The following is a 23,172-nucleotide window of genomic DNA, read 5'->3' as shown; positions in this document are numbered from 1 at the left end:
CGGTGGTCAGCAATGCTTTTCACTTCTGTACCTCCTTATTAGGTTGATCGTTGCTCTCAGTTTCATCTGTCGCAAGTTCAATTGTCTCTTCAAAACACGAACGGCTACCATTGTGACACGCGGCGCCAGTCTGTTCCACACTCACCAGCACGGTATCCCGGTCACAATCGAGAGCAATGGAAGAGACGACCTGTTTATGTCCGCTTGTTTCTCCCTTTCGCCAGAGAATCTGGCGGCCTCGGGACCAGAAGCATGTCCTCCCTTCGGCGAGAGAGATGGCGAGACTTTCCGTGCTCATGTACCCAAGCATGAGCACGTCGCCACTGGCACTATCTTGTATGATGGCTGGCACCAGACCGTTGTGATCTAATCTCAGATTCATCTCTTGAACAAGGGTTTTCGCTTCATTAAAGTTCATTTTCTTCTCCTGTCAATCTCATGGGGATCTTATGCGCTGCCAGAGATTCCTTCACCTCCCGCACGGTGAAGATACCGCGATGGAAAACGGATGCCGCCAGAACAGCGTCCGCCTCTCCCGTCTCGATAGCCTCCCTGAAATGGTCAACAGTCCCAATCCCCCCTGATGCAATAACGGGGATATTCACAGAGCGGCTGATCCGGCGTGTCAGTTCTACGTCCACTCCGTTCTGTGTTCCGTCAGCATCCATGCTGGTCAGCAAGATTTCTCCGGCACTTTTCTCCACCGCTTCCATCGCCCACTGGATGGCCTCCCTTTTCGTCGGTTTCGTCCCCCCATGAGAATGAACCCGCCAGCCGCTGGCATTCCGCTTCACGTCCATAGCCAGAACGATGCACTGGGAACCGAACCGCCTCGCCCCTTCCGTCAGTAGGCCCGGGTTCTTAAGGGCGGCTGAATTGATAGAAACTTTGTCGGCACCGGCGTGAAGAATCTCACCTATGTCGTCGGTGGTTCTGATTCCTCCCCCCACGGTGAACGGGATGAACACCCGCTTCGCCACTTCCCTCAACAGATCCACCACATGCCGGCGGGATTCCAAAGTCGCCGTAATATCAAGAAACACAAGTTCATCGGCACCGGAGTCAGAATAGCGCGCCGCCAACTCCACCGGATTCCCTTCGTTGACCAGGTTCACAAACTTTACCCCCTTCACCACCTGACCGTCTTTCACATCGAGGCAAGGTATGATCCGCCGCGTCAGCACTGGCTCATCTCCTCCAGTGTGATCTTCCCCTCGTAAAACGCTTTGCCCACAATCACACCGGTGACGCCCGCGGCGTGGAGTTTCTTCACGGAAGTTATGTCCTCCACACCAGCTACTCCACCTGAGGCTACAACAGGAAGGGTTGTGCTCCGAGCCACGGATCTTAGCTGTAGCAGGTTTAGGCCGGACAACATCCCGTCACGCTGTATGTCAGTGTAGATGATGCGGGAGAATCCCAGAGATTCGACCTTCTCTACGACCTCCGTCACATCAACTGTTGTAGTGAACTCCCATCCGTGAGTGGATAGCTTTCCGTCCCGGGCATCAATGGCTGCCACAAACCGGTGGGGAAAGTGTTCAGTCCACTCCCGGAGGACAGTGATGTCTGACAGCAGGCGCGAACCGAGGATCAGATACTCCACCCCACTTTCCGTAGCCTGCCGGAGATGGTGGATGGTACGCAGCCCGCCTCCGAGCTCTACAGTAATCCCTGTGGCTGCGACAGCCTCCACCACCGGCAGGTTCATAGGATGCCCACTCCTCGCCCCGTCCAGATCCACTAAATGAACCAGATCAAGTCCAACCTCAAGAAACTTCCTTGACAATGCGACTGGATCATCGCTGTAAACACGCCTTGTTTCATAGTCTCCTTGCGTCAGACGGACGCACTTTCCGTCAATGAGGTCGATGGCCGGGATTACTCTAAACGCATCCATCACTGAACTCCCTCAGAATGGCGAGGCCAAATTCTTGTGACTTCTCCGGATGAAACTGAACACCCATGATATTCCCTAACTGCAGCATGGAGACAAAACTATCACCATACGAAGTTTTTCCGATTACGGCGTCTTGGTCAGTCGGCTGACAGACATAAGAATGGACAAAATAGGCATATCCTTTTTCAAACGATGGGCCAGATGTCTTTGCTGGGACAACCTGATTCCATCCGATATGGATCGCCCTTGGCGCATTCTGAAGTTTGGTGACATTACCACGAATCAGCCCCAGACCTTTGTGCAGACCATCTTCCTCGCTCTGGTCGAGCAGTAACTGCATCCCGAGGCAGATTCCCATGAGCGGCCGGTGGCTGTTCGCCCACTCTTGGAGGAAGGTTGCGAGGTCAAGAGCGTCAAGCCTTTCCATGGCCGGCTGAAACGCTCCCACGCCAGGGAGGATAAGTCCCTTGCAATAAGACAGTTCATCAACATCTCCCTTCACTACGCACGGGATGTTCATATATGTCAGAGCATTACGCAGACTGCCGATGTTGCCCACGCTATAGTCCACAATGCCGATCACAATTTCCCCTTTGTGGAAGCTGTGCCTCCCTCCCGGGGCGTCAGCGCCCGCCTAAGAGCCAGCCCCAGTCCCTTGAACATGGTCTCAATGATATGGTGAGCATTTTCGCCGAAGAGGGAATGAATATGCATAGTGATACTCGCTTCCTGGGCGAAGGATCTGAAAAAGTGACCGGTCATGGCTGTTTCGTAATCGCCTACCCTCTCTACATTGAAATCAGCATCAAATGTACAGTAGGCGCGGTTGCAGAGGTCCACCACCACCCTGCTCAACGCCTCATCCAACGGACAGAACGCATAGACGATCCGCTCAATGGCCGTGTTGTCAATCCATGTTTTTTTGAACACTTCCCCAAGAGCCAGTCCCGTGTCTTCCACCGTATGGTGCGTGTCCACGTGAAGATCTCCCTCGCAAGTCAGCTTCAGGTCCCAGCGCGCCCAGAAAGCTAACAGGGTCAGCATGTGGTCAAAGAAACCTATTCCTGTCTGAATTTCACTCTCTCCCTTTCCGTGAATATCCAGGGAAACATGAGTATTCGTCTCCGCCGTCGTCCGAGTGATCTCAGGCATCGCTCCGTTCCATTCTTTTCAGCAGCTCTCCAACCGATGCTACTTTCATGTCGTACTCCCCTATTAAATGATTACGTCCCACCAGACAAAAGCTGAGGGGGCGACCGGTCTCCTGACGATAGTTCTTCACGAGCTCAAGATCGTCCCTCACATCACCTACATACAGCGGATATTCACGCTGCAGATTCTTAATGACACACTTCAGCTTTGCCGGATTGGGTTTGTCAAGGAGAGGATCATCCGATACAGCCACAACGCCGTCCGGCAAACGCCAGCCCAGGAGTTCGAACGCCTGCTCCGCCTCACGGCGATTTCGTCCTGTCACAATACCAGATTGGGGGAGGACAGGTCGGATCGTCTCAGTGATCACCATGGGGACCTCAGTCTGCCACAGCCCAGGGATTCTTATGAACTCCGGATCGAAGCCGTAAAGCTTCCGGCACGCTGAGGTGCCACCGTAAGCTTCCTGTACCAGCCTTGTGAGATGATACTCAAACTGCGGGGTGAGTTCATTCACTGAAGCTCTCAAACCAGACATTCCGCCGCCGTGCCTGTCGACCTCTTGCGCAAAAGATGGGAAGTCTACCTCCTGTCTGTACGCGACCCAGGATGCGCCGGCGATGGCCGCGTTCCAGTCGTTGTTGAAGCCGCGGATGGACTTCAACTGTCGCACCTCATCAAACGTGAAGGCGGCGGACGAGGTGGCGTACGACACCGCTTCCACCACCGCCGCAATGAAAGAGCGGCTGGTATCGAGAAGAACACCGTCAATGTCGAATATGTAACCGTCGTATCTCACAGCAGAGCTCGAACTCCTTCCAGAAGTTTCTGATTCTCCTCAGGCGTTCCCACCGTTACTCTCACCACGTTCCCGCACAGTGGATAGGAGGAAACATCCCTCACGAGGATGCCTCGTCGAGTGAGTCCGTCGAACGTGGCGGCGGAACGAGCAGACGTTTCCAGCAGGAAGAAGTTAGCGTGAGACGGCCAGGCTTTGACTCGCGGCAGGTCATTCAAGCTGTCAATCAACCAATCCCGTTCCCGCACGACCGTTCGGGCACGCTCAGCCACAAAGTCAGCGTGATCTAGTAGAACTTCCCCGGCAACAGCGGACGGCATATCTATGTTGAACGGGAGGAGGCATTTCTGAACTTCCGTCGCCAAGTCCACACTCATGACGGCGTAGCCGAGACGGAACCCCGCCAGCGCAAATGCTTTGGAGAAAGTTCTCGTCACCACGAGATTGGCATGATCACTCACGAGAGGCAGAGCCGTCACACCGGAGAAATCAATATACGCCTCGTCCACCACCACCAGCCCTGGACTTGCCTCGGCCACCTCCTCGACAACCTCGACCGGTATCAGCGTACCGGTGGGTGAATTGGGATTGCACAGGATGATCACTTTGGCTTGTACGGCCTTTTTCTTCAGATCTACTTCGTTCGGCTCGAATCTGTCACTGAGCAGTGATGCCAGAACCACCGCTCCCCGCTGCTCAGCCACCATGTCATAGACAGCAAAAGTAGGTGAAAGTGTACAGACAGTATCTCCCTTAGTGAGAGTCGCTGTGGCCAATGCCTGAAGAACTTCATTCGACCCCTTGCCGATCACAATTTGCGTCAGCTCAATATTGAGAGATTGGGCCAGCTTTGTCCTGAGTTGCAAAGGGATCAGCTCCGGATATCGGTTCCACGGAGAGCTGATGATTCTGGATGAAATCTCTTTCTTCAGATCTTCAGTCCAGTCCCAGGGACTCTCGTTCTGATTCAGCTTCACACTGTAGTCGGCGCTCTTTACCCGGTAGGCTGGCTGGCGGCGTACTTCTTCCCTGATCCACTGTGTCACCCCGGGATCAGCCATCTTCCATCCTCAATTCAATCGAGCGGGCATGTGCCGAAAGTCCTTCCGCATCCGCCAGAGCTACAACCGACCTGCCGCTTGCTTTCACGGCCGACTGCGGGGATTCGATGACCGAGAAGGGAACCAGAAAATCGTAAACAGACAGGGGACCTCTGAATCGCGCCTGACCAGTCGTCGGTAGTGTGTGGTTGGCTCCTGCCCAGTAGTCCCCCCACGCCACAGGCGTATCTGAGCCGACAAAGACAGCCCCCGCGGTGACAGCGTCCACCCACCGCCCCGGATTTTCCACCTGTAACGACAGGTGCTCGGGAGCGATCCTGTTCACCATTGCGATGCAGCTGTCAATCGAATCTGCCACATAGACGAATCCGTTGTTCACCAACGCTGCTTCGGTGGCTGCGCGCGTCGGCAACTCGCCCAGAGCGTCCTCCAGACGGCAATTAACTTCCGAAGCTGTCTCTTCACTGATAGTCAACAGAACGGACCATACCTGCGGGTCGTGTTCCGCCTGTGAGACGAGGTCAGTAGCCACCCTGACAGGATCGGCAGATTCATCCGCCATGACCACCAATTCAGTAGGCCCCGCAAGAACGTCGATGCCCACTGAGGCGCTTACCGCCTGTTTAGCCGCCGCCACGTAAACATTCCCCGGTCCTGTGATCTTGTCCACCGCCGGAATGCTCTCCGTGCCGTAAGCCAGAGCGGCGACGGCCTGCGCTCCGCCCACCCTGTAGACCTCCGGCACCCCGAGCAGACCACAGACAGCTAAGATGAAATCACTGGGATAGCCGGACGCGCCGGGTGGCGAACAGAGGGCAATCTCTCGAACACCCGCCACTTGCGCTGGAATAACGTTCATGAGGACAGAGGAGAAAAGGGGAAACCGCCCGCTCGGTGTATAGACACCCGCACGCTCTACCGGACGCCATCGGAATGATACTCGAGTACCATCGGGCTGGGCAATGGAATAACTCTCCGGCAACTGTTTCTCGTGAAATCGCCTAATATTATCACTCGCCGCCGAGATCGCTGAGTGCAACTCTGGACTGAGGGAGTCTGCGGCGGAAGTGCTCCGCTCCCTGGATACCCGCAGTGTGTCAACAGAGATACCATCGTACTGTTGTGTCAGATTTCTCACCGCTTCGTCCCCATTCTCACGGACGCGGGACAGGATATCATCAACTGCAACACACTGACCCGCAAACATCCGCCGGCGAGTTTGAAGCCGCTGCTCCAGGTCTTCCTCTGTCCGAACGATAGGCAGCATCACGGAATTACCTTATTGAGAGGATACTCTATGATGTCTGTGGCGCCCATCTCAACAAGACATGGTATAATGTCCCGCACTGTCTCTTCCTCAACAATGACCTCCACCGCGGCACCGGAACCGTTATAGAGTGGACTTACCGTGGGAGTCTTCATGGCGGGGAGCACATCTATGATTGCCTGCAAGTTTTCGTTCGTCACATTCATCTTCAATCCCACCCGGGAGGCCGCGACGATAGAACTCTGGAGCAGGCGGGCAATATTATCAATCTTGCCTTTCTTCCACTGATCTTCATATGCTTCCTTGTTGGCGATGAGGCGGGTGGACGACTCCATGACGGTATCTACGACACGGAGCTTGTTCGCCCTCAGTGAGGTACCGGTCTCCGTCACTTCAACAATCGCATCCGTCAAGAGCCCCGGCTTCACCTCTGTGGCGCCCCAGGAAAATTCCACCTCGGCGGTGACGTCGTAGTGCGCAAGATAGTCTTTCGTAATGTTGACCACTTCGGTGCTGATGTGCTTGCCGTGAAGATCGTGTACTGTCTTCACTGCGGAATCTTCCGGAACCGCAAGCACCCACCGCACAGTCCTCATGTAGGATTTGGCGTAAACAAGCTCGCACACCTCTACCACATCAGACCCGTTTTCAACAACCCAGTCCAGACCGGTAATACCCACATCAAAAATGCCCTGTTCCACGTAAGCCGACATCTCCTGCGCCCGGATGAGAAGGGCTTCCATCTCTGGATCGTCGCAATACGGTTTGTACGCCCGGGCAGAAACGACGAAGTTCCAGCCCGCCCGCTTCAGCAGACTAAATGTACTCTCCTGAAGACTCCCCTTCGGCAAACCCAAATTCAATACCTGATTCATTGTTCTCCTTTCATCAATAAAAAAAGCCCCTGGGAGTCCAGGGGCTTTTAAGTCTTATGATATCTCTCTACGAACTACGCAGCGCCGCCTGTCCTCTCATAGGAAAGAAGGATACAATGATGGTGATGATGCATTCGTCGTCGCTGTGCCATATCAGTAGCGAAGTTAACGACTGGCCAGATTGGAATACAAGGAATTTGTGGGTCAACCTTGAAGGAGAAAAATGTCGCGGAAGGAATACCGCCCCACATTGATTTCTTTGAATGAATGAAAGATCTTTTGATTCATCACAAGAGGATATCCCAATCTCTTTCAGAATAAGTGTATATTTGTGTAATATACCTCTCAAGATGCCCATCCAAATCAGCAATTGTGAAGGCTTCGAATGAGACGAAGGGAATATAGACAAGAACTGGCTTAAGCATTCTGAAGAAACGCATTGACCGGGAATTGGAGGCGATTAATGAAGTCTCCAGAGAAACAGGTGTGCAAGCCGGTTTTCAGGAGGAGAATGAGTAGCCCCAAGATGAAATATAGCTACCAAGAACTCGCCAAGATGATCGACCACTCCCTCCTGCACCCGACGATGACGGATCAGGATCTGGAAGACGGTTGCCGCCTCGCCGCCAAGTACGAAGTCGCCTCCGTCTGCATAAAGCCCTACGCCGTCAAGCGGGCCAAGGAACTGCTCGAGGGTAGCGGTGTCTACGTGGGATGCGTCATCGGGTTTCCCCACGGCAACTCCTGCACCGAGTCCAAGCGATACGAGACCGAGCTGGCCTGCCGGGACGGAGCCGACGAGATCGACATGGTGGTCAACCTCGGCAAGGCCCTCAGCGGAAACTGGGAATACGTGGAGCAAGACGTCAAAACCGTCTGCGACGAGGCCCACCAACACGGGGCTAAAGTGAAGGCGATTTTTGAGAACGATTTCCTAACCGAGGGCGGCGCCGGACTGGACAGCGACGACTTCAAGAAGAAGCTTTGCCAAATCTGCGAACGAGCCGGGGCGGATTGGGTGAAGACCTCCACCGGATACGGTTTCGTCAAGCAAGCGGACGGCAACTACTCCTACAAGGGAGCCACTGAGCACGACCTCGCCCTGATGCGCTCCAGTTGCTCCGAAAAAGTCCAGGTCAAGGCGGCCGGCGGTGTGCGCGACCTCGACGGCCTCATCAAGGTGCGCGACTTAGGCGGCACCCGCTGCGGAGCGACCGCCACGGCGGAGATACTCGATGATTATCGCCAACGCGAAACGGCCGGGGAGTCCCCAAAAAACGACGGAGAACTCGGAACCGGCGGCTATTGATCGTAAAAGTTCTTACAATTCATAAAATACCTAACTCCCTCCCTGCTCCTCGCGAGCGCCGCGACCTGTGTCGCCGCAGGTCTCATTTGGGTGATCAAGTGTATTCGTCGATCATTCTCTCAACGGAATCGAGCCCTGTTGCAAGCTCTTCCATCTCCGGGCCAAAGCTGATCCGCGTATACGCCTGATAGCGGGCATAAGATCGTCTCTTGCCTGGATTCACATCGAAGAAGATTCCCGGCACCGTGATTACCTTCTCTTTCAATCCTTCCTTGAAGAAGTTCATCCCGTCATCGAGGGGAGGCGGCAACTTAGAAAGATTCGCCCACACGTAGAACGCCCCAGCGGGTTCCATCTCCACGTCAATATCAAGTTTACTTAGGCGGCTGAGAAGATAATCTCTTTTCTCCAGGAAGACCCGCTGGAGGGCTTTCGTCTCCCTCTCGGTGTAGTCAGGCTCCAACAGGCGCACAGCTTCCTCCTGAAATGGATTGTTAGCGCCACCGTCAAGAAATGATCCTGCACTCGCCACCCGCTCAATCACTTCCTCAGGGGCCACCGTCCAACTGATGCGCCATCCCGGGAACCGCCAATTCTTGGTCAGTCCGTCTACGATGATCACGGGATCAGTATTCACGTCCTCTACATATTCCGCTGCTGAAACTATCTTCATGCCATCCTGGACCGCATGGGTATAAATGTAATGGGAATAAAACTCGTCCATGATAAAGGTGCACCGGTAGTCCCTCGCCAGCCGGACCCATTCACGGAGGTTTTCACCTTCAATGAGCTGACCCGTAGGATTGCACGGATTGCTGATCAGGATCGCACTGAGGCCCCGGCCCGTAATCTCCTCCGTCAGGCTCTCATCTGATATCCTGTAGGCCGATTCCGGACTCAGGAGGATCGGCAGCGGGGTAAACGCCTTAAAGATGCTCAGAAGTTCTTCATAGGCAGTGTAGTCCGGAATGAAGTGCCCCATGTTGATATTCCCCAACGATGCCGCCAGCCGTGTAAGAGCTGCCCGTCCTCCACCGGAGATGCTGACATTTTGATATGTGTACTTCGACGATTTCCCCCGGCGGTAGAAGTGATTGTAGAAATCCGCCACCTTCTGTCTGAGCGCTCTCAGACCGGGAACGGGTGAATATTCCTGATTACCGGAATCGGTTTTCACGTAACCCTCTCTTTCAGGAGCATCGGGGAATGCCGATGTCTCCGGCGCTCCCTGACCTAAATTCGCCCACTCCGCATCGTCCGAACTGTAGCCCACTTCCTTGGCCTTTTCCATTACATAGATAACGCCTGTCTTGGGGACCGGTCTGAATCCGGGAATGGCATGATTTTTCATATTGCTCGCTCCTTCCTCAGTCGGAGGGGAAGTACTCTTGCAGGCTTCGCACCGTCAGTTTCCCCCTCTGTAACGTCCTGATTCCCCGCACAGCCGCCGCCGCTCCAGAAAGTGTCGTGATGACCATGATGCCCTTCTGAATACACGCCCGGCCGATGGATTCCTCATCATAGCGCGACTGCTGTCCAAGGGGCGTATTGATCACCATCTGAATATCACTATTCTTGACCCCGTCAACCACATTCGGTCTTCCTTCGCCTACCTTATAGATGGATTCGGCGGGGATGCCGTTGCGGTTCAGTTCCTTCGCAGTCCCTGATGTGGCAACGACTGTAAACTCCATCTCGTGTAAATCTCTGGCAATGGGGATAACGTTCATCTTATCCCGGTCGTTCACAGAGATGAACACCGTCCCCTCTTGCGGAATAGCGTTACCGGCGCTGATGGTCGCCCGCCTGAATGACTGCCCGAACGTGCCGGAAATCCCCATAACTTCTCCGGTCGATTTCATCTCCGGACTGAGAAAGATGGACTCATCAGGAAATTTATTGAACGGCAGCACCGCTTCCTTAACAGCTATATGATGATTGTCATCCCACGGTTTCAGATCGTACTCATTCAACCTCTTGCCCGTGGCCAGTTGTGCTGCGATCCGTGCCAGAGGAACGTTGGTGGCTTTACTCACAAACGGCACCGTGCGGCTGGCGCGGGGATTCACTTCCAGCACATACACCTGTCCGTCCTTGTAGGCAAACTGGAGGTTTATCAACCCCACTACTCTTAGTTCCAGAGCGAGCGACTCAGTGATGCGGATGATCTCCTCCATAGCCGCTGTGGTAATCTTGTATGGCGGCAGGACACAGGCTGAATCGCCAGAATGAATACCCGCCTCTTCGATGTGCTGCATGATGCCGCCAATATGAACCGATTTTCCATCACAGAGTGCGTCCACATCAAATTCAAAGGCATCCTCTAAGAATTCATCAATCAGGATAGGATGTCCTTCCGTCACGTCAGCGGACCGGGCAATATAGTCAATGAGCTGCTCCTTTGAATAGACAATCTCCATGGCGCGGCCGCCCAAGACATAACTTGGCCGGGCCAGTACCGGAAATCCAATCCGCTCTGCCACCTCTACCACTTCTTCCAGCGTCCGGCCCGTTCCGTATTTGGGGCAGACCACGTCAAGTCTATCCACGACGCCGCCAAACTTTTCCCTGTCCTCCGCCATGTCGATGTTCTCTGGCGACGTGCCGATGATGGGGACGCCTGCATCAGCCAAGGCGTTGGCGATCTTCAGCGGTGTCTGTCCACCGAACTGCACGAGCACTCCGTCCGGCTTTTCAAATTCTACAATGTTCAGCACGTCCTCGTAGGTGACCGGCTCAAAATAAAGGCGATCCACGAGATCGAAATCTGTGCTGACTGTTTCGGGATTACAGTTGACCATGATTGTTTTGTAGCCGATCTCTTTCAGCCCGAAGACGGCCTGGACACAGCAGTAATCGAATTCAATGCCCTGACCGATCCTGTTCGGTCCGCCGCCCAGAATCATCACTTTACCACAACTTCCTTCGGACTCGCATTCCAGAGGTGTGATCTCATTTTCCTCATCATAGGTGGAATAACAGTATGGCGTCCTTGCTTCGAATTCGGCTGCGCACGTATCCACCACTTTGTAGATGGGTAGAACCTTCTCCTTCTTCCGCTTATGGCGAATCTCTGATTCTGTCTCACCTGTCATGCGGCCAATCTGCTTGTCGGAAAATCCATCATGCTTCAATCTACGCAAGGTCGCTTCCGGCCGATCGGAATCCTGCGCCTCCACCAGTTGCTGAATCTGCTGCAAGAACCATGGATCGATCTTGGTTTCGCTGAAGACATCCTCTATCGACTGCCCATCCAGGAATGCCTGCCGCACTTTGAGCAGTCGGAATGCGGAGGCGAACCGCAGGGTGGTCATGTCAAGAGTGCGGGCGCGGCTTACGTCTGGATCGCCCGCTGCCGGAAGTTTCGGTTCCAGCCCGTCAAGGCCCACCTCCAGCGATCGGAAAGCTTTCTGTAACGACTCGCGAAATGTGCGCCCAATAGCCATCACCTCTCCCACACTTTGCATCTGGACACCTAAGTGTCCAGACGCCGACGGGAATTTCTCAAAATCGAACCGGGGCACTTTCGTAACGATATAATCGATAGTGGGCTCAAATGCCGCCAGCGTCTTGCCCGTAATATCGTTGGGCAATTCGTCCAGCGTATAACCGACAGCCAGTTTTGCCGCCACCTTGGCAATGGGGAATCCTGTCGCTTTTGAAGCCAGCGCCGATGAGCGGCTCACGCGCGGATTCATCTCGATTATGATCATGCGCCCCGTGTCAGGATTCACGGCAAACTGTACGTTCGACCCACCCGTCTCCACGCCGATGGTACGTAGGCACTGGATGGCCCAGTTCCGCATCTGCTGGAATTCCTTGTCCGTGAGCGTCATGGCCGGCGCTACAGTTACAGAGTCGCCGGTGTGTACACCCATGGGATCGACATTCTCAATAGAACAGATGATGATGGCGTTATCGGCCTTGTCCCGGATCACCTCTAACTCAAACTCTTTCCATCCCAAGAGGGACTCTTCGATGAGCACTTCCGTGATAGGGCTGGCGTTGAGACCGTTTTCCACCAGTTTCCGGAACTCATCGCTGTTGTAAGCCACAGAACCGCCGGTGCCGCCCAGCGTAAAGCTGGGCCGTATAATGACAGGAAACTCCATCTTCTTTATGAGTGTTTCCGCCTCCTGCCACGAATAAACGAATCCGCCCCTTGCCGTCTCAATCCCGGTCGCATCCATGGTCTCCTTGAAGCGCTCCCTGTTTTCCGCCTTCTCAATGGCCTCCACCTGAGCACCAATCAATTGCACGTTGTGATTTTGTAAGACGCCCTCTCGATGCAAATCCATGGCCAGATTCAGCGCTGTCTGACCGCCAACTGTCGGAAGGATGGCGTCCGGTTTTTCCTTCTCGATGATAGCGGCAACATATTCCGTGGTAATCGGTTCGATGTAGGTTCGGTGCGCCAGATTCGGATCAGTCATGATGGTGGCGGGATTGGAATTCACCAGAATGACGCGATAGCCCTCTTCTTTCAGCGCCCGAGTAGCCTGCGTACCGGAATAGTCAAACTCGCACGCCTGCCCAATGACGATAGGTCCGGCGCCGATGATTAAAATCGATTCTATGTCAGTTCGTTTTGGCACTATAGCGCCCGAATAAATACTTCCGTAAGCAAACCAAACATGAAAAGTGCTCCATAACGGCGGTTGTGCCAGAAAGCGAGAGAAACGAACCATAGCGGCCAGTTCCCCTCGTATTCGTCTGGCGGAGAGTCAGGCTTCGGCTGGCGAAAGAGAGACTGGATATTCCAGAATCTCGTCAAGCCTAGCAGTACAACCAGCATGATCGGCGAAAGGAATCCTACCACCACCAGATATACTATCAGGGCATATTGGGAGGCCATCATCAACAGCACCGCATACCGTGCCGCCTTTTCGCCAATGATCACCGGCAATGTGTGAATACCTCTTTCCCGATCGTCCTCGATCTTGTCGATGTGTTTACCGAACAGGACTGTTGTGACGCTAATGGCGTAGGGTAAAGAAGCTATCACGACGTTCCAGTCCCACACTCCTGTAATCACTAAATAGCCGCCGCCAATCATAAGCGGTCCCCACACCAGCATCACAGCCATTTCACCCATACCGATATATTTCAGCGGCCAAGTGTAGAACAGAACAAAAAAGGCGCCGACAAACATGAGTAGCCAGACATCCCTGCCGCCACTGATGGCGAGAACAATCCCCGGGATAACAGCCAAGATACCAGTCACTGCAATATAGGTCAAAATTTGACCTTTGCTCAATAGACCGCTTTCCACTGTTTGCGGTCCGTACTGTGTCCGGGAGTAATTATCCCTGTCAACCCCCTTCACAAAGTCAATAAAATCGTTGATGAGGTTGTTAGACGCATGCGCCATAATCAGCCCCATTGTGACAAGAACCCACGGCAACCAGGTAAACTGACCGTGCAGCTGGGCAAAGAGCCCCGCCAATGCTGCCGAAATGAACGTCATAACGAATACGGCCGCCCGGCTGGCGACCAACCAGCGCGAGATAATATCCAGCTCCTCCCACTCCTCATGGGTAATCCTGGGAATAATGCGCAGCGCCTGACCCCACATGGCTACATTTACCATCACCGCTCCACTTTTGTTGATTGCTTCACTTGGAAGAACCTGATTCCTCAAAAACCTTATCCTCGAGACCTCTATTGATTTTGTACCCGCTGAAATCCATGGTGACAGTACCGGCAAACTCCTTCTCTTCCTGCTCATTACCGGCCTCCTCCACTATTTCGCCAAAATCTTTCCTGTCAACAGCGGGACCACCCATAGGATCACGCAGGGACCAATCCTTGAGACCTTTGAACCCTATTCTGACTAATGTCTCCTGCGGCAGATGAAAGTGGTCAATCTCCATGAACTCATTCTCCACGGTGAAGACCTTCTGATTGTCCAGCATTGTCTCTACTCTTGAAATAACCCACCATTCCACATCAACCCAGGTGAACATGTCGATACCCGGTAAATCATCCGAGTCACTCACAGGAAGCTTCAGTGAATCGGGTATTACAGTCCCGGACAGCTTCCAGTGATCACGCTGCCCCACCGTTTCCCTGCCGATCACATAAACGGAATCCATCATCCTCAGGAATTGCATCGGCGAACCGCCCAATCCCGTCTTGGGGACAATAGCAAAACCGTCTGCTTCCACCTTTATTTTGTCTGGTGCTTTGTAGTAAAGCTTGATCTTCTTGCGCGGCATGCGCAACCCTGTCATATCCACAGAAATCTTCACATTGACTGTGTAATCCTCGATGCGGTTGAAACGGGCGAGCAAGCTATCTTTTACCATTTCGACTGTGGGGCTCTGCCCGTGGGCTGTGACAACCAGTAGTAAACCTGGGATCCATCGGCGAATTAGAATCGTGATCCAAAGTCTGGACGGCCTACTGTTTGGCACAGGTTTCCCTTTCAATCCGAACGACTGTTCGTGTTTCGTTCCCGAGATCACGTCTTGATGTCCCTGCGCAAGAACATAACTACACCGACCGCAATGAAGCTTGCCGTATAGAGTCCCAGCACACTTAGACTCTTGCCAATCTGCCACCACGGAATCGGTTCTTTGAACGCTTGCTGCCACACATCGAAATAGGAGACAAAAGAGTAGGGTTCGATGCTCTCCAACAGATCGAGCGGTATGGCCGTGATAATGTAACCGATGACGATGATAAACATGGCGCCGATGATGGGACCTATGCCGTTATTGACCATGGCGGAGAACATGAAGCAGAGGGTGGCGACCACAAACATCACGAGGATTGCCAATCCGAAAGAGAGACCCATCCTGAGCCACGCCTCTTCCTGGGACAGGATCAGAATTCCCTTGTCGAAAACGATCAGATCGCCGGTGCCGAGCCATACCGCCCCCAGGCCGAGACTCATCAGCGCAAGAAATATGATCAGTGCGGCAGTATAGATGTAGGTAGCCAACAGTTTTGCCACCATAATTTTCAGCCTGCTGACAGACCTTGTGAGCACGATGCGGAAGGTCCCCGCTGCCCCCTCTGACGCAACCGAGTCACCGGCGGCCAGCGCCACCAAAAACGGCACATGGATCCAGAGAGAATTCATCACAATGTAGGTTGCCAGGAACGCATTGAATACGGTGCCTACTATGATAAACGTATCATCCAGTTCGCGGGCATAATCCCGATGGATACTCTCGCCGCCGATGGAAAATCCCCACAGAATGAGCGGCATCGTAACTGCAATACCGATAAAGCCGATGTAGCTTCGCCACCGGCCGACAATCTTCAGAAGTTCGTTATAGATTAATCCGATCATATCGTGCTTTCTGTACCTGTCTTGGAGAGAAACACATCTTCCAGAGACGTCCTTGGAATTACTGCTTCCACCGCGCAGCCGTTTTCTACCAGCAGTCGTACCATCTCCCCGTTTCGATCCGGCGCCAAATTAACCTTCAGTACGTCATGTTCAACATCACATCGATGAATCCAGTCCTGTCTATCGAGAAGAGCTTTCGTCTCCTCCAGAGGTGAAACCCTCACCTCCGTCACAAAGAAGTCAGAGCCAGACAACAGTTCATCCATGGTGCCGCTGGTGATCAGCCGGCCCAAGTGAACGATGCCCACATGACTGCAGACCTTCTGCACTTCATCAAGCAGGTGGGATGACAGGAAGATGGTAATCCCTTCTTCGCTCAGCTCACGAATGAGGTCCCGCACCTCCTTCATCCCCTGAGGATCAAGTCCGTTGGTCGGCTCATCAAGGATGAGAAGCCTCGGACTGGCGAGAAGCGCCTGCGCGATGCCGAGCCTCTGGCGCATTCCCTGAGAATAGTGTTTGATGCGATCGTGCGCTCTATCCAGCAGGCCGACCCGTTCCAGAGCAGCTGGTATTAACTGAAAAGATATCCCGTCCATGCGCGCCAGCATCTGCAGATTGGTCTCCGCCGACAGGTGCCTGTAGAAGTCCGGTCTCTCGATGAGCGCTCCCACGCCCTCCATCGCTCCGTGCTTTGCTCTCTGGACTGATTGCCCGTTGATAAACACTTCACCAGCATCAGGCTTGATGAGGGTAGTCATCATCCGGATGGTAGTGGACTTGCCGCTACCGTTGGGACCCAGAAAACCGAAAATGGCTCCCTCAGAGATTTCCAGCGATAGATCATCAACCGCCTTCCGGGGACCGAAAGATTTGCTCAGGTGTTCAGTTCGCAGAATCATGTCCCGATTCAGGTAATCCCCACCTTCTTCGCCATCATGTCAATGTACTGTCTAAACAAATATCGGCTGTCGTGGGGTCCCGGGCTCGCTTCCGGGTGGTACTGCACTGAAAACGCCGGAATATCCTTGCACCGGATTCCTTCCGATGTATTATCGTTCAGATTCACGTGAGTTGGAATCACATTTGCCGGCAGACTGTCCAGATCCACCGCAAAACCGTGGTTCTGGCTGGTGATTTCCACAATGCCCGTTTCCAGGTTTTTCACGGGATGATTGATGCCCCGGTGGCCAAACTTCAGCTTGAAGGTTTCCGCTCCTAACGCCAGCGCCAGAATCTGGTGTCCCAGACAGATGCCGAAGATCGGTGTCTTCCCTAACAGATTCTTCACCGTCTTGATGGCATAGTCCACCGCTGCCGGATCGCCGGGACCGTTGGAGAGGAAAATTCCGTTTGGCTTGAACTCAAGTAACTCTTCAGCAGATGTCTGCGCTGGGAATACAGTCACATCACAGCCGTTGTTTTCCAGTAAGCGGAGAATATTTAGTTTTATCCCATAATCAATAGCGGCAACTTTTAACTTTCCTTTCCCGTTCCCGGACCACTCATACCTTTCTGCAGTGGTCACATTTCTGGCTAAGTCCAAGCCAGCCATGGAAGGTACTGCAGACAGTTTTTCTTTCAGGCTATCAAGATTCTGATCCGCCGAAGAGATGATTCCATTCATGGCCCCTTCCGTCCGGATGTGGCGGGTAAGGGCCCGGGTGTCGATCCCCTGAATTCCGACGATATCGTGTTCACGAAGATAATCTCCAATTGACTGGGTCGCCCGCCAGTTGGACGGGTTTTCTGTCTCTTCCTTGACTACAAAGCCGGCAACTTGGATGCGATCAGATTCTACATCTTCAGGATTGACGCCGTAGTTGCCGATGTGAGGAGAGGTCATGGTGACGATCTGACCACAGTAAGACGGGTCGGTGAGAATCTCCTGGTAGCCGGTCATACCCGTGTTGAAGCAGACTTCGCCGACAGTTTCTCCCTTGGCGCCAAAGCTCCATCCCTGAAAAGAGCGGCCGTCATCCAATAGCAGAACTGCAGAATTCTTGTCAGTCACTTCTTACCCACCGTCAAGGCGACAGTCCCCAGATTTAAGCTGATGGTATGTACATCCCTGAAGCCGACATCCCGAAAGAGATCCCTCATTTGCGCTGCCGAGTAGAATGCTTCGATAGTATCAATTAGATAACGATAGGACGGAAGCTTTTTCGAAACAATGAGATTTCCCAACGGGGTGACGATAAGGCGGAAGTAGAGCCAACTCATCCTTTGCATGAAAACGCTGTCCGGGCGACAGAACTCAAGAAATCCAAGCCGTCCTTCTGATTTTAAGACGCGGCGGATCTCGCTTAGTCCTCGGCGCAAATCAAACAGATTTCTCCCAACGAATCCCGCTACCGCGCCGTCGAAACAGTTATCGCTGAATAGGATATCTTCGCCATCCGCCACAACAAATGACAGCCAATCGGCGGTTGCGCCCGCTTTCAATCTCATCTTCTCCAGCATTTCCGGAACGAGATCGAGAGCAACAACTTCAACATCAGCTTCGTTCCTCACAGCCAGTCCAAATTCGCCCGTCCCCGCACCAAAATCCAGAATCTTATCGCCGGTTCTGAAGTTAAGAGCTCTCGCTGACTTGCGGCGCCAGCGGATGTCACTACCCAGACTGAAGAGATGATTCAGCAGATCATAGCGAGGGCTCACATGCCGGAACATCCGCGCCATGTCGTGCTTCGATTCTATAAGAAAAGAGCCCCTATAGTGAGGCTCTCGCTCAACTGTATTCTTACTTCCCAAAACCTCAGAGAACCGATCCCAGCCAGTATCCTAGTGTCATCAGCAGTCCAACGGAGAAATGGGTTCCAATGGTAGCGACATTGACTAACAGTAGTTCGTATGGGAGCTTCTCCCTATCTGCGTCTCGCTCGGCCCACCGCATGAGCCACGCCTCTCCCATCTTGATGGCCTTTCGTGCCAGCAGAAAAGGAGCCAGAGCGATCACGACCCACGGTGTGGAAAAATCGGCATTAACAGCTCCTGCCACTCCCAAAGCTAAGATGTAAATAAACGTGAGATAAAGAGATGCCTTGTAGATGGCGAACGGTCGGGCATAGTCAGCCACGTCACCGCCGTCCGCCGTCCGGACAATCCACGTACGCTTCCCCACCTCCCGGTCGGCCCTGTAATCCTGAAATCCATTAATAAAGAGGATCAATCCAACCAAGATGGCCACAGGAACGGACGCTGCCAGAATGGGCAAATAGTTCCATTCCACCGCAGGCAGAAGAGCCTGCTTCTGCACATAGTGGGCGCCGAGGGCCATAACCGGCCCAAAACCGAGCATAACGCCCAGATCGCCAAAGCCGTTGTAGCTGAAACGCAGCGGTGCTCCCGTGTAGAAGATTCCGAGAGCCACGCCGGCCACGCCAAACCATAAAAGTGGGCTGAGAGCAAACGGTGCGCCGTGGAGTTGGGCATTCAGCTTCAGGCCGATGGCGATGGCTCCCGCGAATGCCGTGAGAGAGAGGATAAACACCTTAGCCGGCGACATGAGTCCCGCCTGGATCATCCGCGAACCACCGTTGAAGGGACTGAACAGCTTATTCACTTCATCATTGCGGGTGACATGATCCGAGTAGTCGTTGGCTGTATTGGTGCCGGCATGGGCAAGAATCGCACCGAGAAACGTCCACCAGAAGAGGCTCCAGTCGAAGGCGCCAAAGTTAAAGTAGGCTACCGCCCCTCCCAACGCTACCGGTGCAATTGAGGCCGTAAAAAACGGCGCCCGAACCGCCCGCAGGTAGAGACCCACCTTACGAAGCATCCCTTTGAGTATGGCCGCACCTAACGATTCCCGATTTTCCGGGAACTCACGCCACTCGAATTGATCCTCAGCATAAAAATCCACGTACTTTACAACCGTCGGTTCGATCTTGTAGTATCCTATGACCTTATTCTTCTTGAGGAATTCGTCCTCCATGTAAGTCTTGAATGCGTCTGTCACTTCCAAGATCATGTTGTAGGCCTTCTCGATCTCCGCTGAATCTTTGATCTGAGAGGCCTTCCCCTCTATCTGCAGTTCTTTGATCCCCTCTGTGCCGTCAGGTCGCACCACGCACTGCACCCGGGGATTGACGCGCATCTGCTCCGCCTTGCGGGTGGGATTAAATGTGAAACAGTAAATGTCAAATCCATCGTTAGCAAAGAAAACATTCGCCGCGGACGAGTTTCCCCCTACGGATGTCCCAAGGGTGAGAAAGTTTGCCTCATCCAACATGTTTAGGATTTTTTCGTCCAATTTACTGTTCATCTTTACTCCTTAATATAATTCCACCTAAATTATCGGATCGGAATTTAGTTTCTCTCCAGAAGGTCGGCAACCGAAAACAAGCTCATCAATTGATTAACCTAAATTGTTCTAACTTACGGGTCATTCAAATAGCAATAATGCCGTGAAACTTTCAATTATCATCCCCACATATAACGAAGCGGAAAACCTGCCTGAAGTGATTAGGAATCTTCAGGATGTTGATATCGGTCTCGAGAAGGAGATTATCATCGTGGATGACGGTTCGACAGACGGTTCGCGGCAACTTCTTGAGAACTTAGAGGAGAGTAATATCAGAACCTATTACCACTCAGAAAATCGCGGTAAAGGGTGCGCTGTCCGGACAGGTATCAGTTTTGTGTCTGGCGACATTGTGCTCATCCAGGATGCTGATCTTGAGTATGATCCAAAAGATTATCCCGCCCTGATCAGACCAATTATAGAGGGAAGTTCATCAGTGGTGTACGGCTCACGGCGATTAAGCAAAAGTCCCGTCTCCTATTCACGATATCTGTGGGGGAGCTGGTTCCTTACGCGTGTGGCGAATCTCCTCTTTTCGAGTGGACTCACAGATCTGTACACCTGTTATAAAGTATTCCGAACAGACGTAATTCAAGATCTCGATATGAAATGCAGAGGATTCGAATTCTGCCCCGAAGTAACAGCTAAGCTAAGCAACAGACACATCGAGATCACCGAGGTTCCCATTTCTTACTATCCCCGATCTTTTTCCGAAGGAAAGAAGATCCGCTGGCATGACGGGCTCGTGGGTTTATGGACGTTAATTCAAAATCGTTTCTGGAGTAAACAGACTTGAATACAAACAGGACACATCGTTGCGGTCTGCGCAGCTGGTGGCGTCAACTGCGTCCCCACTGGCGCCAGATACTCATTCTCACAGGAGTGATACTCTCTATCCGCATCTTCCCCTATTACAACCTGGTATTCTCTGAAGACGGTCCTCTCGTCTGGGATCCCGATGCGGTCTATCATCTTAGGCGGGCGGAGTTAACCACTCAGAATTATCCCGTCGTCCCCGTATATGATTCCTACATTAATCATCCCGACGGGGCTTACGTCATCTGGCCGCCCCTCTACGATCTGGTGTTAGCTACAGTGTGGCTTATCTTGAAACTGATTCCCGGTATATCTTCGCCAATTTCAGTAATTGTGCTTCTGCCGCCGCTGTTGATGGCGGCTGTCTGCGGAGTCGTCTATCGTACCGGACTAAGGCTCTGGCCGCGCAAGAAGTGGCTGGCGTGCACCGTCGCGCTGGCCCCCGCTTTGCTTCCGGCAACCGTCCTCTACAGCTACATCGGCCAGCTCGATCACCATGCGGCTGAATTTCTGTTCATTGCTCTCATTATCGACGGACTGGTAAAAACCCTTCAAAATCTTCCTCGCAACTCCACCACACGATCCACACTCCGTACTGGATGGATGACGGGACTGTTTCTTGGCCTCGGACTCCTTGTCCAACATGGGCTTTTGTTCATGGAAGCAGTCATCCTGCTGTCACTCATCTTGTGCTATCCAAGGAGTGGAAGTAATGTCTGGACAGTGGGTGCCGCTGTCAACACCGTCGCTTTCCTGGTGACTGCTCCGTTTGGTCTCTACGCCCACTTGAACGGCGTCCCTTTTGCCCACACCCACTTCGGTGCATTCCAACCGCTGATAGTCATGGAAGCGTCTCTTTTTTACTTTACTCTATGGCTTATCACATCCGCGGCTAAGACACGAATGGGAAAGTACCACTCTTTGATCCTTATCACCAGTGTCACGCTGACACTCTTGGCTGGCGGATTCCTGTTGCAAGAGATCATGGCGGGTGCAACCTTCATTCTCGGAACCTGGTCAGAGTGGGAAGAGCACATCGGCGAATTCCAATCCATCTTGAGGCTATCTCCTGCCGACGCACTCAGTCAACTCGGGTTACAAATGTCGTGGTTAGCCGTGCTGATTCCGGTTGGGTGGGTCTTGATGCTTATCTCCTGGAAAAGAACTGACTCCGGGCATAGAGTTTTGTTCATCGCCACAGCGGTATTCGCGGTGATGGGTGGACTTCAGATACGGTATCTTCCTTTCCTGTCTCTCTATATGGGAATCATACTCGGCATCGCGGCCATGTCGCTATCGCGAAAGCTCCCTAAGAGAGCCATAGCAATTCTATTCCCCTTATTAGTCGCGGCAGGTTATATACCGTGTCTGAAGGCAATTGGCACCAAACATATCACCTACGACACGTTTACTCAGCTTCACCCTATTCTGACGTGGCTGGATGAAAACACCCCTGATACTTCGTACTATCCCCTTCCCGATTCCAGCGCCGAATACGGCGTGTTGTCCGAATGGTCACTCGGCCACTACATTCAGTACTACGGACGCCGCCCCGCACTGGCAGACAATTTCGGCGAACACGCTAGTGACCTGTCGAGGCTGACTGAGTTTTTTCTGGCAACAGAGAATCAAAGTACCTACGAACTTCTCGACAGGTACAATGTGCGCTATGTGTTATGCAGAGGTCTATACTGGACATTCCAGAGTCTTCTCATGGACGAAGGGAAGGAGACCTATCTGGCCGGTCAGATCCCTGCCGGACAATCAGCCAGCGAAATAGTCTTCTCCCCGCGGATATATCCCACAGTCCTTTATCGTCTGACCCGGCGCTACGGCAGTGCGGTGACCGATCAACAGGGGAACTACGCCCCGCCCCTCGACAGACTCCGCCTGGTAGCAGAAAGTGAGGCAGAAGATGAGCAGATTACATCAGGACCTGAGATAGCGCAGATTAAGCTGTTCGAGTATGTTTCCGGGGCCGGGATTAAACTGTCGGGACTGTCTCCCGGAGAGGCAGCCTCCATTACTGGAATTGTTCACACACCCGGAGAGAGGTGGTTTCCATACATGCAGGCTGTGCGGGCCGATTCCATGGGAAGCCTCACATTTACCGTCCCGTATTTCACCGGTAAGGAAGCAGGTAAATCTTACGTCAATAAATACACTATTCGCTATAATGGCCAGGAGAAAGTACTTTCAGGCATTACAGAGGCGATGATTTTGCGGGGCGTAAAAGTCCATCTACAGTGGTAAGAGGCGACCATTTTGGTATGTTTACTAAAAAACCTCCGCTTTCGTAACTTCCGCCACAGAATGATAATACATCAGAGAGATAACACGATTCTAACCACTGAAACATCAAGAATCAGAATGAGAAAAGGCTTAAA

The 23,172-nt window shown here is 53.0% G+C and carries 21 protein-coding genes; 3 read left to right on the top strand and 18 right to left on the bottom strand.

The genetic code is table 11. The features are described from left to right. Positions 1-19 precede the first annotated feature (19 nt). From hisI to hisG, 9 genes are read right to left on the bottom strand one after another with little or no spacing between them, the layout of a single operon-like run. Complete coding sequence (hisI, locus tag QF669_00455; protein ID MDP6455916.1) at positions 20-418, bottom strand: phosphoribosyl-AMP cyclohydrolase; 399 nt, start codon at positions 416-418, stop codon at positions 20-22. Then, positions 408-1,184, bottom strand: a complete 777-nt coding sequence (gene hisF, locus QF669_00450; GenBank protein MDP6455915.1) for an imidazole glycerol phosphate synthase subunit HisF — start codon at positions 1,182-1,184, stop codon at positions 408-410. The genes hisI and hisF overlap by 11 nt, the downstream gene beginning before the upstream one ends. Continuing rightward, the gene (hisA, locus tag QF669_00445; GenBank protein ID MDP6455914.1) at positions 1,178-1,900 is read right to left on the bottom strand and encodes a 1-(5-phosphoribosyl)-5-[(5-phosphoribosylamino)methylideneamino]imidazole-4-carboxamide isomerase; all 723 of its coding nucleotides are present in this window, start codon (positions 1,898-1,900) and stop codon (positions 1,178-1,180) included. The genes hisF and hisA overlap by 7 nt, the downstream gene beginning before the upstream one ends. After that, the gene (hisH, locus tag QF669_00440; protein ID MDP6455913.1) at positions 1,887-2,483 is read right to left on the bottom strand and encodes an imidazole glycerol phosphate synthase subunit HisH; all 597 of its coding nucleotides are present in this window, start codon (positions 2,481-2,483) and stop codon (positions 1,887-1,889) included. The genes hisA and hisH overlap by 14 nt, the downstream gene beginning before the upstream one ends. Continuing rightward, a complete protein-coding gene (gene hisB, locus QF669_00435) occupies positions 2,480-3,052 on the bottom strand; it encodes an imidazoleglycerol-phosphate dehydratase HisB (GenBank protein MDP6455912.1) in 573 nt (190 codons plus the stop codon). Before hisB ends, hisH begins: the two co-directional genes overlap by 4 nt. After that, entirely contained in the window at positions 3,045-3,851 is an 807-nt protein-coding gene (locus tag QF669_00430; protein MDP6455911.1) for a hypothetical protein, read from the bottom strand. The genes hisB and QF669_00430 overlap by 8 nt, the downstream gene beginning before the upstream one ends. Continuing rightward, positions 3,848-4,912, bottom strand: coding sequence for a histidinol-phosphate transaminase (gene hisC / locus QF669_00425; GenBank protein MDP6455910.1), 1,065 nt, complete (start codon positions 4,910-4,912; stop codon positions 3,848-3,850). The genes QF669_00430 and hisC overlap by 4 nt, the downstream gene beginning before the upstream one ends. Beyond that, positions 4,905-6,179, bottom strand: a complete 1,275-nt coding sequence (gene hisD, locus QF669_00420) for a histidinol dehydrogenase (GenBank protein MDP6455909.1) — start codon at positions 6,177-6,179, stop codon at positions 4,905-4,907. Before hisD ends, hisC begins: the two co-directional genes overlap by 8 nt. After that, positions 6,179-7,054 carry an ATP phosphoribosyltransferase gene (gene hisG, locus QF669_00415; protein MDP6455908.1) on the bottom strand — a complete coding sequence of 292 codons (876 nt, stop codon included), beginning with the start codon at positions 7,052-7,054 and terminating at the stop codon, positions 6,179-6,181. Before hisG ends, hisD begins: the two co-directional genes overlap by 1 nt. A 526-nt stretch (positions 7,055-7,580) precedes the next feature. Between hisG and deoC the strand changes: the two genes are divergently transcribed. Continuing rightward, positions 7,581-8,363, top strand: a complete 783-nt coding sequence (deoC, locus tag QF669_00410) for a deoxyribose-phosphate aldolase (protein MDP6455907.1) — start codon at positions 7,581-7,583, stop codon at positions 8,361-8,363. Between the two features lie 94 nt (positions 8,364-8,457). On the opposite strand, the gene QF669_00405 is transcribed toward deoC, so the two are convergent. From QF669_00405 to QF669_00365, 9 genes are all read right to left on the bottom strand, one after another. Continuing rightward, entirely contained in the window at positions 8,458-9,714 is a 1,257-nt protein-coding gene (locus QF669_00405; protein MDP6455906.1) for a pyridoxal phosphate-dependent aminotransferase, read from the bottom strand. Between the two features lie 16 nt (positions 9,715-9,730). Further along, the gene (gene carB / locus QF669_00400; GenBank protein ID MDP6455905.1) at positions 9,731-12,958 is read right to left on the bottom strand and encodes a carbamoyl-phosphate synthase large subunit; all 3,228 of its coding nucleotides are present in this window, start codon (positions 12,956-12,958) and stop codon (positions 9,731-9,733) included. Then, a complete protein-coding gene (locus QF669_00395; GenBank protein MDP6455904.1) occupies positions 12,958-14,004 on the bottom strand; it encodes a prenyltransferase in 1,047 nt (348 codons plus the stop codon). The genes carB and QF669_00395 overlap by 1 nt, the downstream gene beginning before the upstream one ends. After that, positions 13,979-14,671, bottom strand: a complete 693-nt coding sequence (locus tag QF669_00390; GenBank protein ID MDP6455903.1) for a hypothetical protein — start codon at positions 14,669-14,671, stop codon at positions 13,979-13,981. Before QF669_00390 ends, QF669_00395 begins: the two co-directional genes overlap by 26 nt. Before the next feature lie 155 nt (positions 14,672-14,826). Next, positions 14,827-15,663, bottom strand: a complete 837-nt coding sequence (locus tag QF669_00385) for an ABC transporter permease subunit (GenBank protein MDP6455902.1) — start codon at positions 15,661-15,663, stop codon at positions 14,827-14,829. After that, complete coding sequence (locus QF669_00380) at positions 15,660-16,565, bottom strand: ABC transporter ATP-binding protein (protein MDP6455901.1); 906 nt, start codon at positions 16,563-16,565, stop codon at positions 15,660-15,662. The genes QF669_00385 and QF669_00380 overlap by 4 nt, the downstream gene beginning before the upstream one ends. 8 nt (positions 16,566-16,573) lie before the next feature. Next, positions 16,574-17,677 (bottom strand): glutamine-hydrolyzing carbamoyl-phosphate synthase small subunit, encoded by a 1,104-nt coding sequence (gene carA, locus QF669_00375; GenBank protein MDP6455900.1) that lies wholly within the window; start codon positions 17,675-17,677, stop codon positions 16,574-16,576. Next, the gene (locus tag QF669_00370; protein MDP6455899.1) at positions 17,674-18,417 is read right to left on the bottom strand and encodes a ubiquinone/menaquinone biosynthesis methyltransferase; all 744 of its coding nucleotides are present in this window, start codon (positions 18,415-18,417) and stop codon (positions 17,674-17,676) included. The genes carA and QF669_00370 overlap by 4 nt, the downstream gene beginning before the upstream one ends. Before the next feature lie 4 nt (positions 18,418-18,421). Then, positions 18,422-19,930, bottom strand: a complete 1,509-nt coding sequence (locus QF669_00365) for a UbiA family prenyltransferase (protein ID MDP6455898.1) — start codon at positions 19,928-19,930, stop codon at positions 18,422-18,424. Between the two features lie 142 nt (positions 19,931-20,072). On the opposite strand from QF669_00365, the gene QF669_00360 reads away from it, so the two are divergent. Continuing rightward, on the top strand, positions 20,073-20,765 hold the full coding sequence (locus QF669_00360; protein MDP6455897.1) for a glycosyltransferase family 2 protein: 693 nt from the start codon (positions 20,073-20,075) through the stop codon (positions 20,763-20,765). Next, positions 20,762-23,038, top strand: a complete 2,277-nt coding sequence (locus QF669_00355; protein ID MDP6455896.1) for a hypothetical protein — start codon at positions 20,762-20,764, stop codon at positions 23,036-23,038. The genes QF669_00360 and QF669_00355 overlap by 4 nt, the downstream gene beginning before the upstream one ends. The last annotated feature ends 134 nt before the right edge of the window (positions 23,039-23,172 follow it).

The sequence above is a fragment of the Candidatus Neomarinimicrobiota bacterium genome (assembly GCA_030743815.1).
GTDB lineage: Bacteria > Fidelibacterota > Marinisomatia > Marinisomatales > S15-B10 > UBA2146.
This window is presented reverse-complemented; position numbering and strand designations above follow the sequence as displayed.

What these genes read in the sequence shown, in the direction of transcription:
- hisG (MDP6455908.1), bottom strand. Translation starts at nt 7,054, where the DNA reads ATGAATCAGGTATTGAATTTGGGTTTGCCGAAGGGGAGTCTTCAGGAG.
- QF669_00380 (MDP6455901.1), bottom strand. Translation starts at nt 16,565, where the DNA reads ATGATTCTGCGAACTGAACACCTGAGCAAATCTTTCGGTCCCCGGAAG.
- hisC (MDP6455910.1), bottom strand. Translation starts at nt 4,912, where the DNA reads ATGGCTGATCCCGGGGTGACACAGTGGATCAGGGAAGAAGTACGCCGC.
- hisI (MDP6455916.1), bottom strand. Translation starts at nt 418, where the DNA reads ATGAACTTTAATGAAGCGAAAACCCTTGTTCAAGAGATGAATCTGAGA.
- QF669_00390 (MDP6455903.1), bottom strand. Translation starts at nt 14,671, where the DNA reads ATGGTAAAAGATAGCTTGCTCGCCCGTTTCAACCGCATCGAGGATTAC.
- QF669_00405 (MDP6455906.1), bottom strand. Translation starts at nt 9,714, where the DNA reads ATGAAAAATCATGCCATTCCCGGATTCAGACCGGTCCCCAAGACAGGC.
- hisD (MDP6455909.1), bottom strand. Translation starts at nt 6,179, where the DNA reads ATGCTGCCTATCGTTCGGACAGAGGAAGACCTGGAGCAGCGGCTTCAA.
- QF669_00365 (MDP6455898.1), bottom strand. Translation starts at nt 19,930, where the DNA reads ATGAACAGTAAATTGGACGAAAAAATCCTAAACATGTTGGATGAGGCA.
- deoC (MDP6455907.1), top strand. Translation starts at nt 7,581, where the DNA reads ATGAAATATAGCTACCAAGAACTCGCCAAGATGATCGACCACTCCCTC.
- QF669_00385 (MDP6455902.1), bottom strand. Translation starts at nt 15,663, where the DNA reads ATGATCGGATTAATCTATAACGAACTTCTGAAGATTGTCGGCCGGTGG.
- hisB (MDP6455912.1), bottom strand. Translation starts at nt 3,052, where the DNA reads ATGCCTGAGATCACTCGGACGACGGCGGAGACGAATACTCATGTTTCC.
- hisA (MDP6455914.1), bottom strand. Translation starts at nt 1,900, where the DNA reads ATGGATGCGTTTAGAGTAATCCCGGCCATCGACCTCATTGACGGAAAG.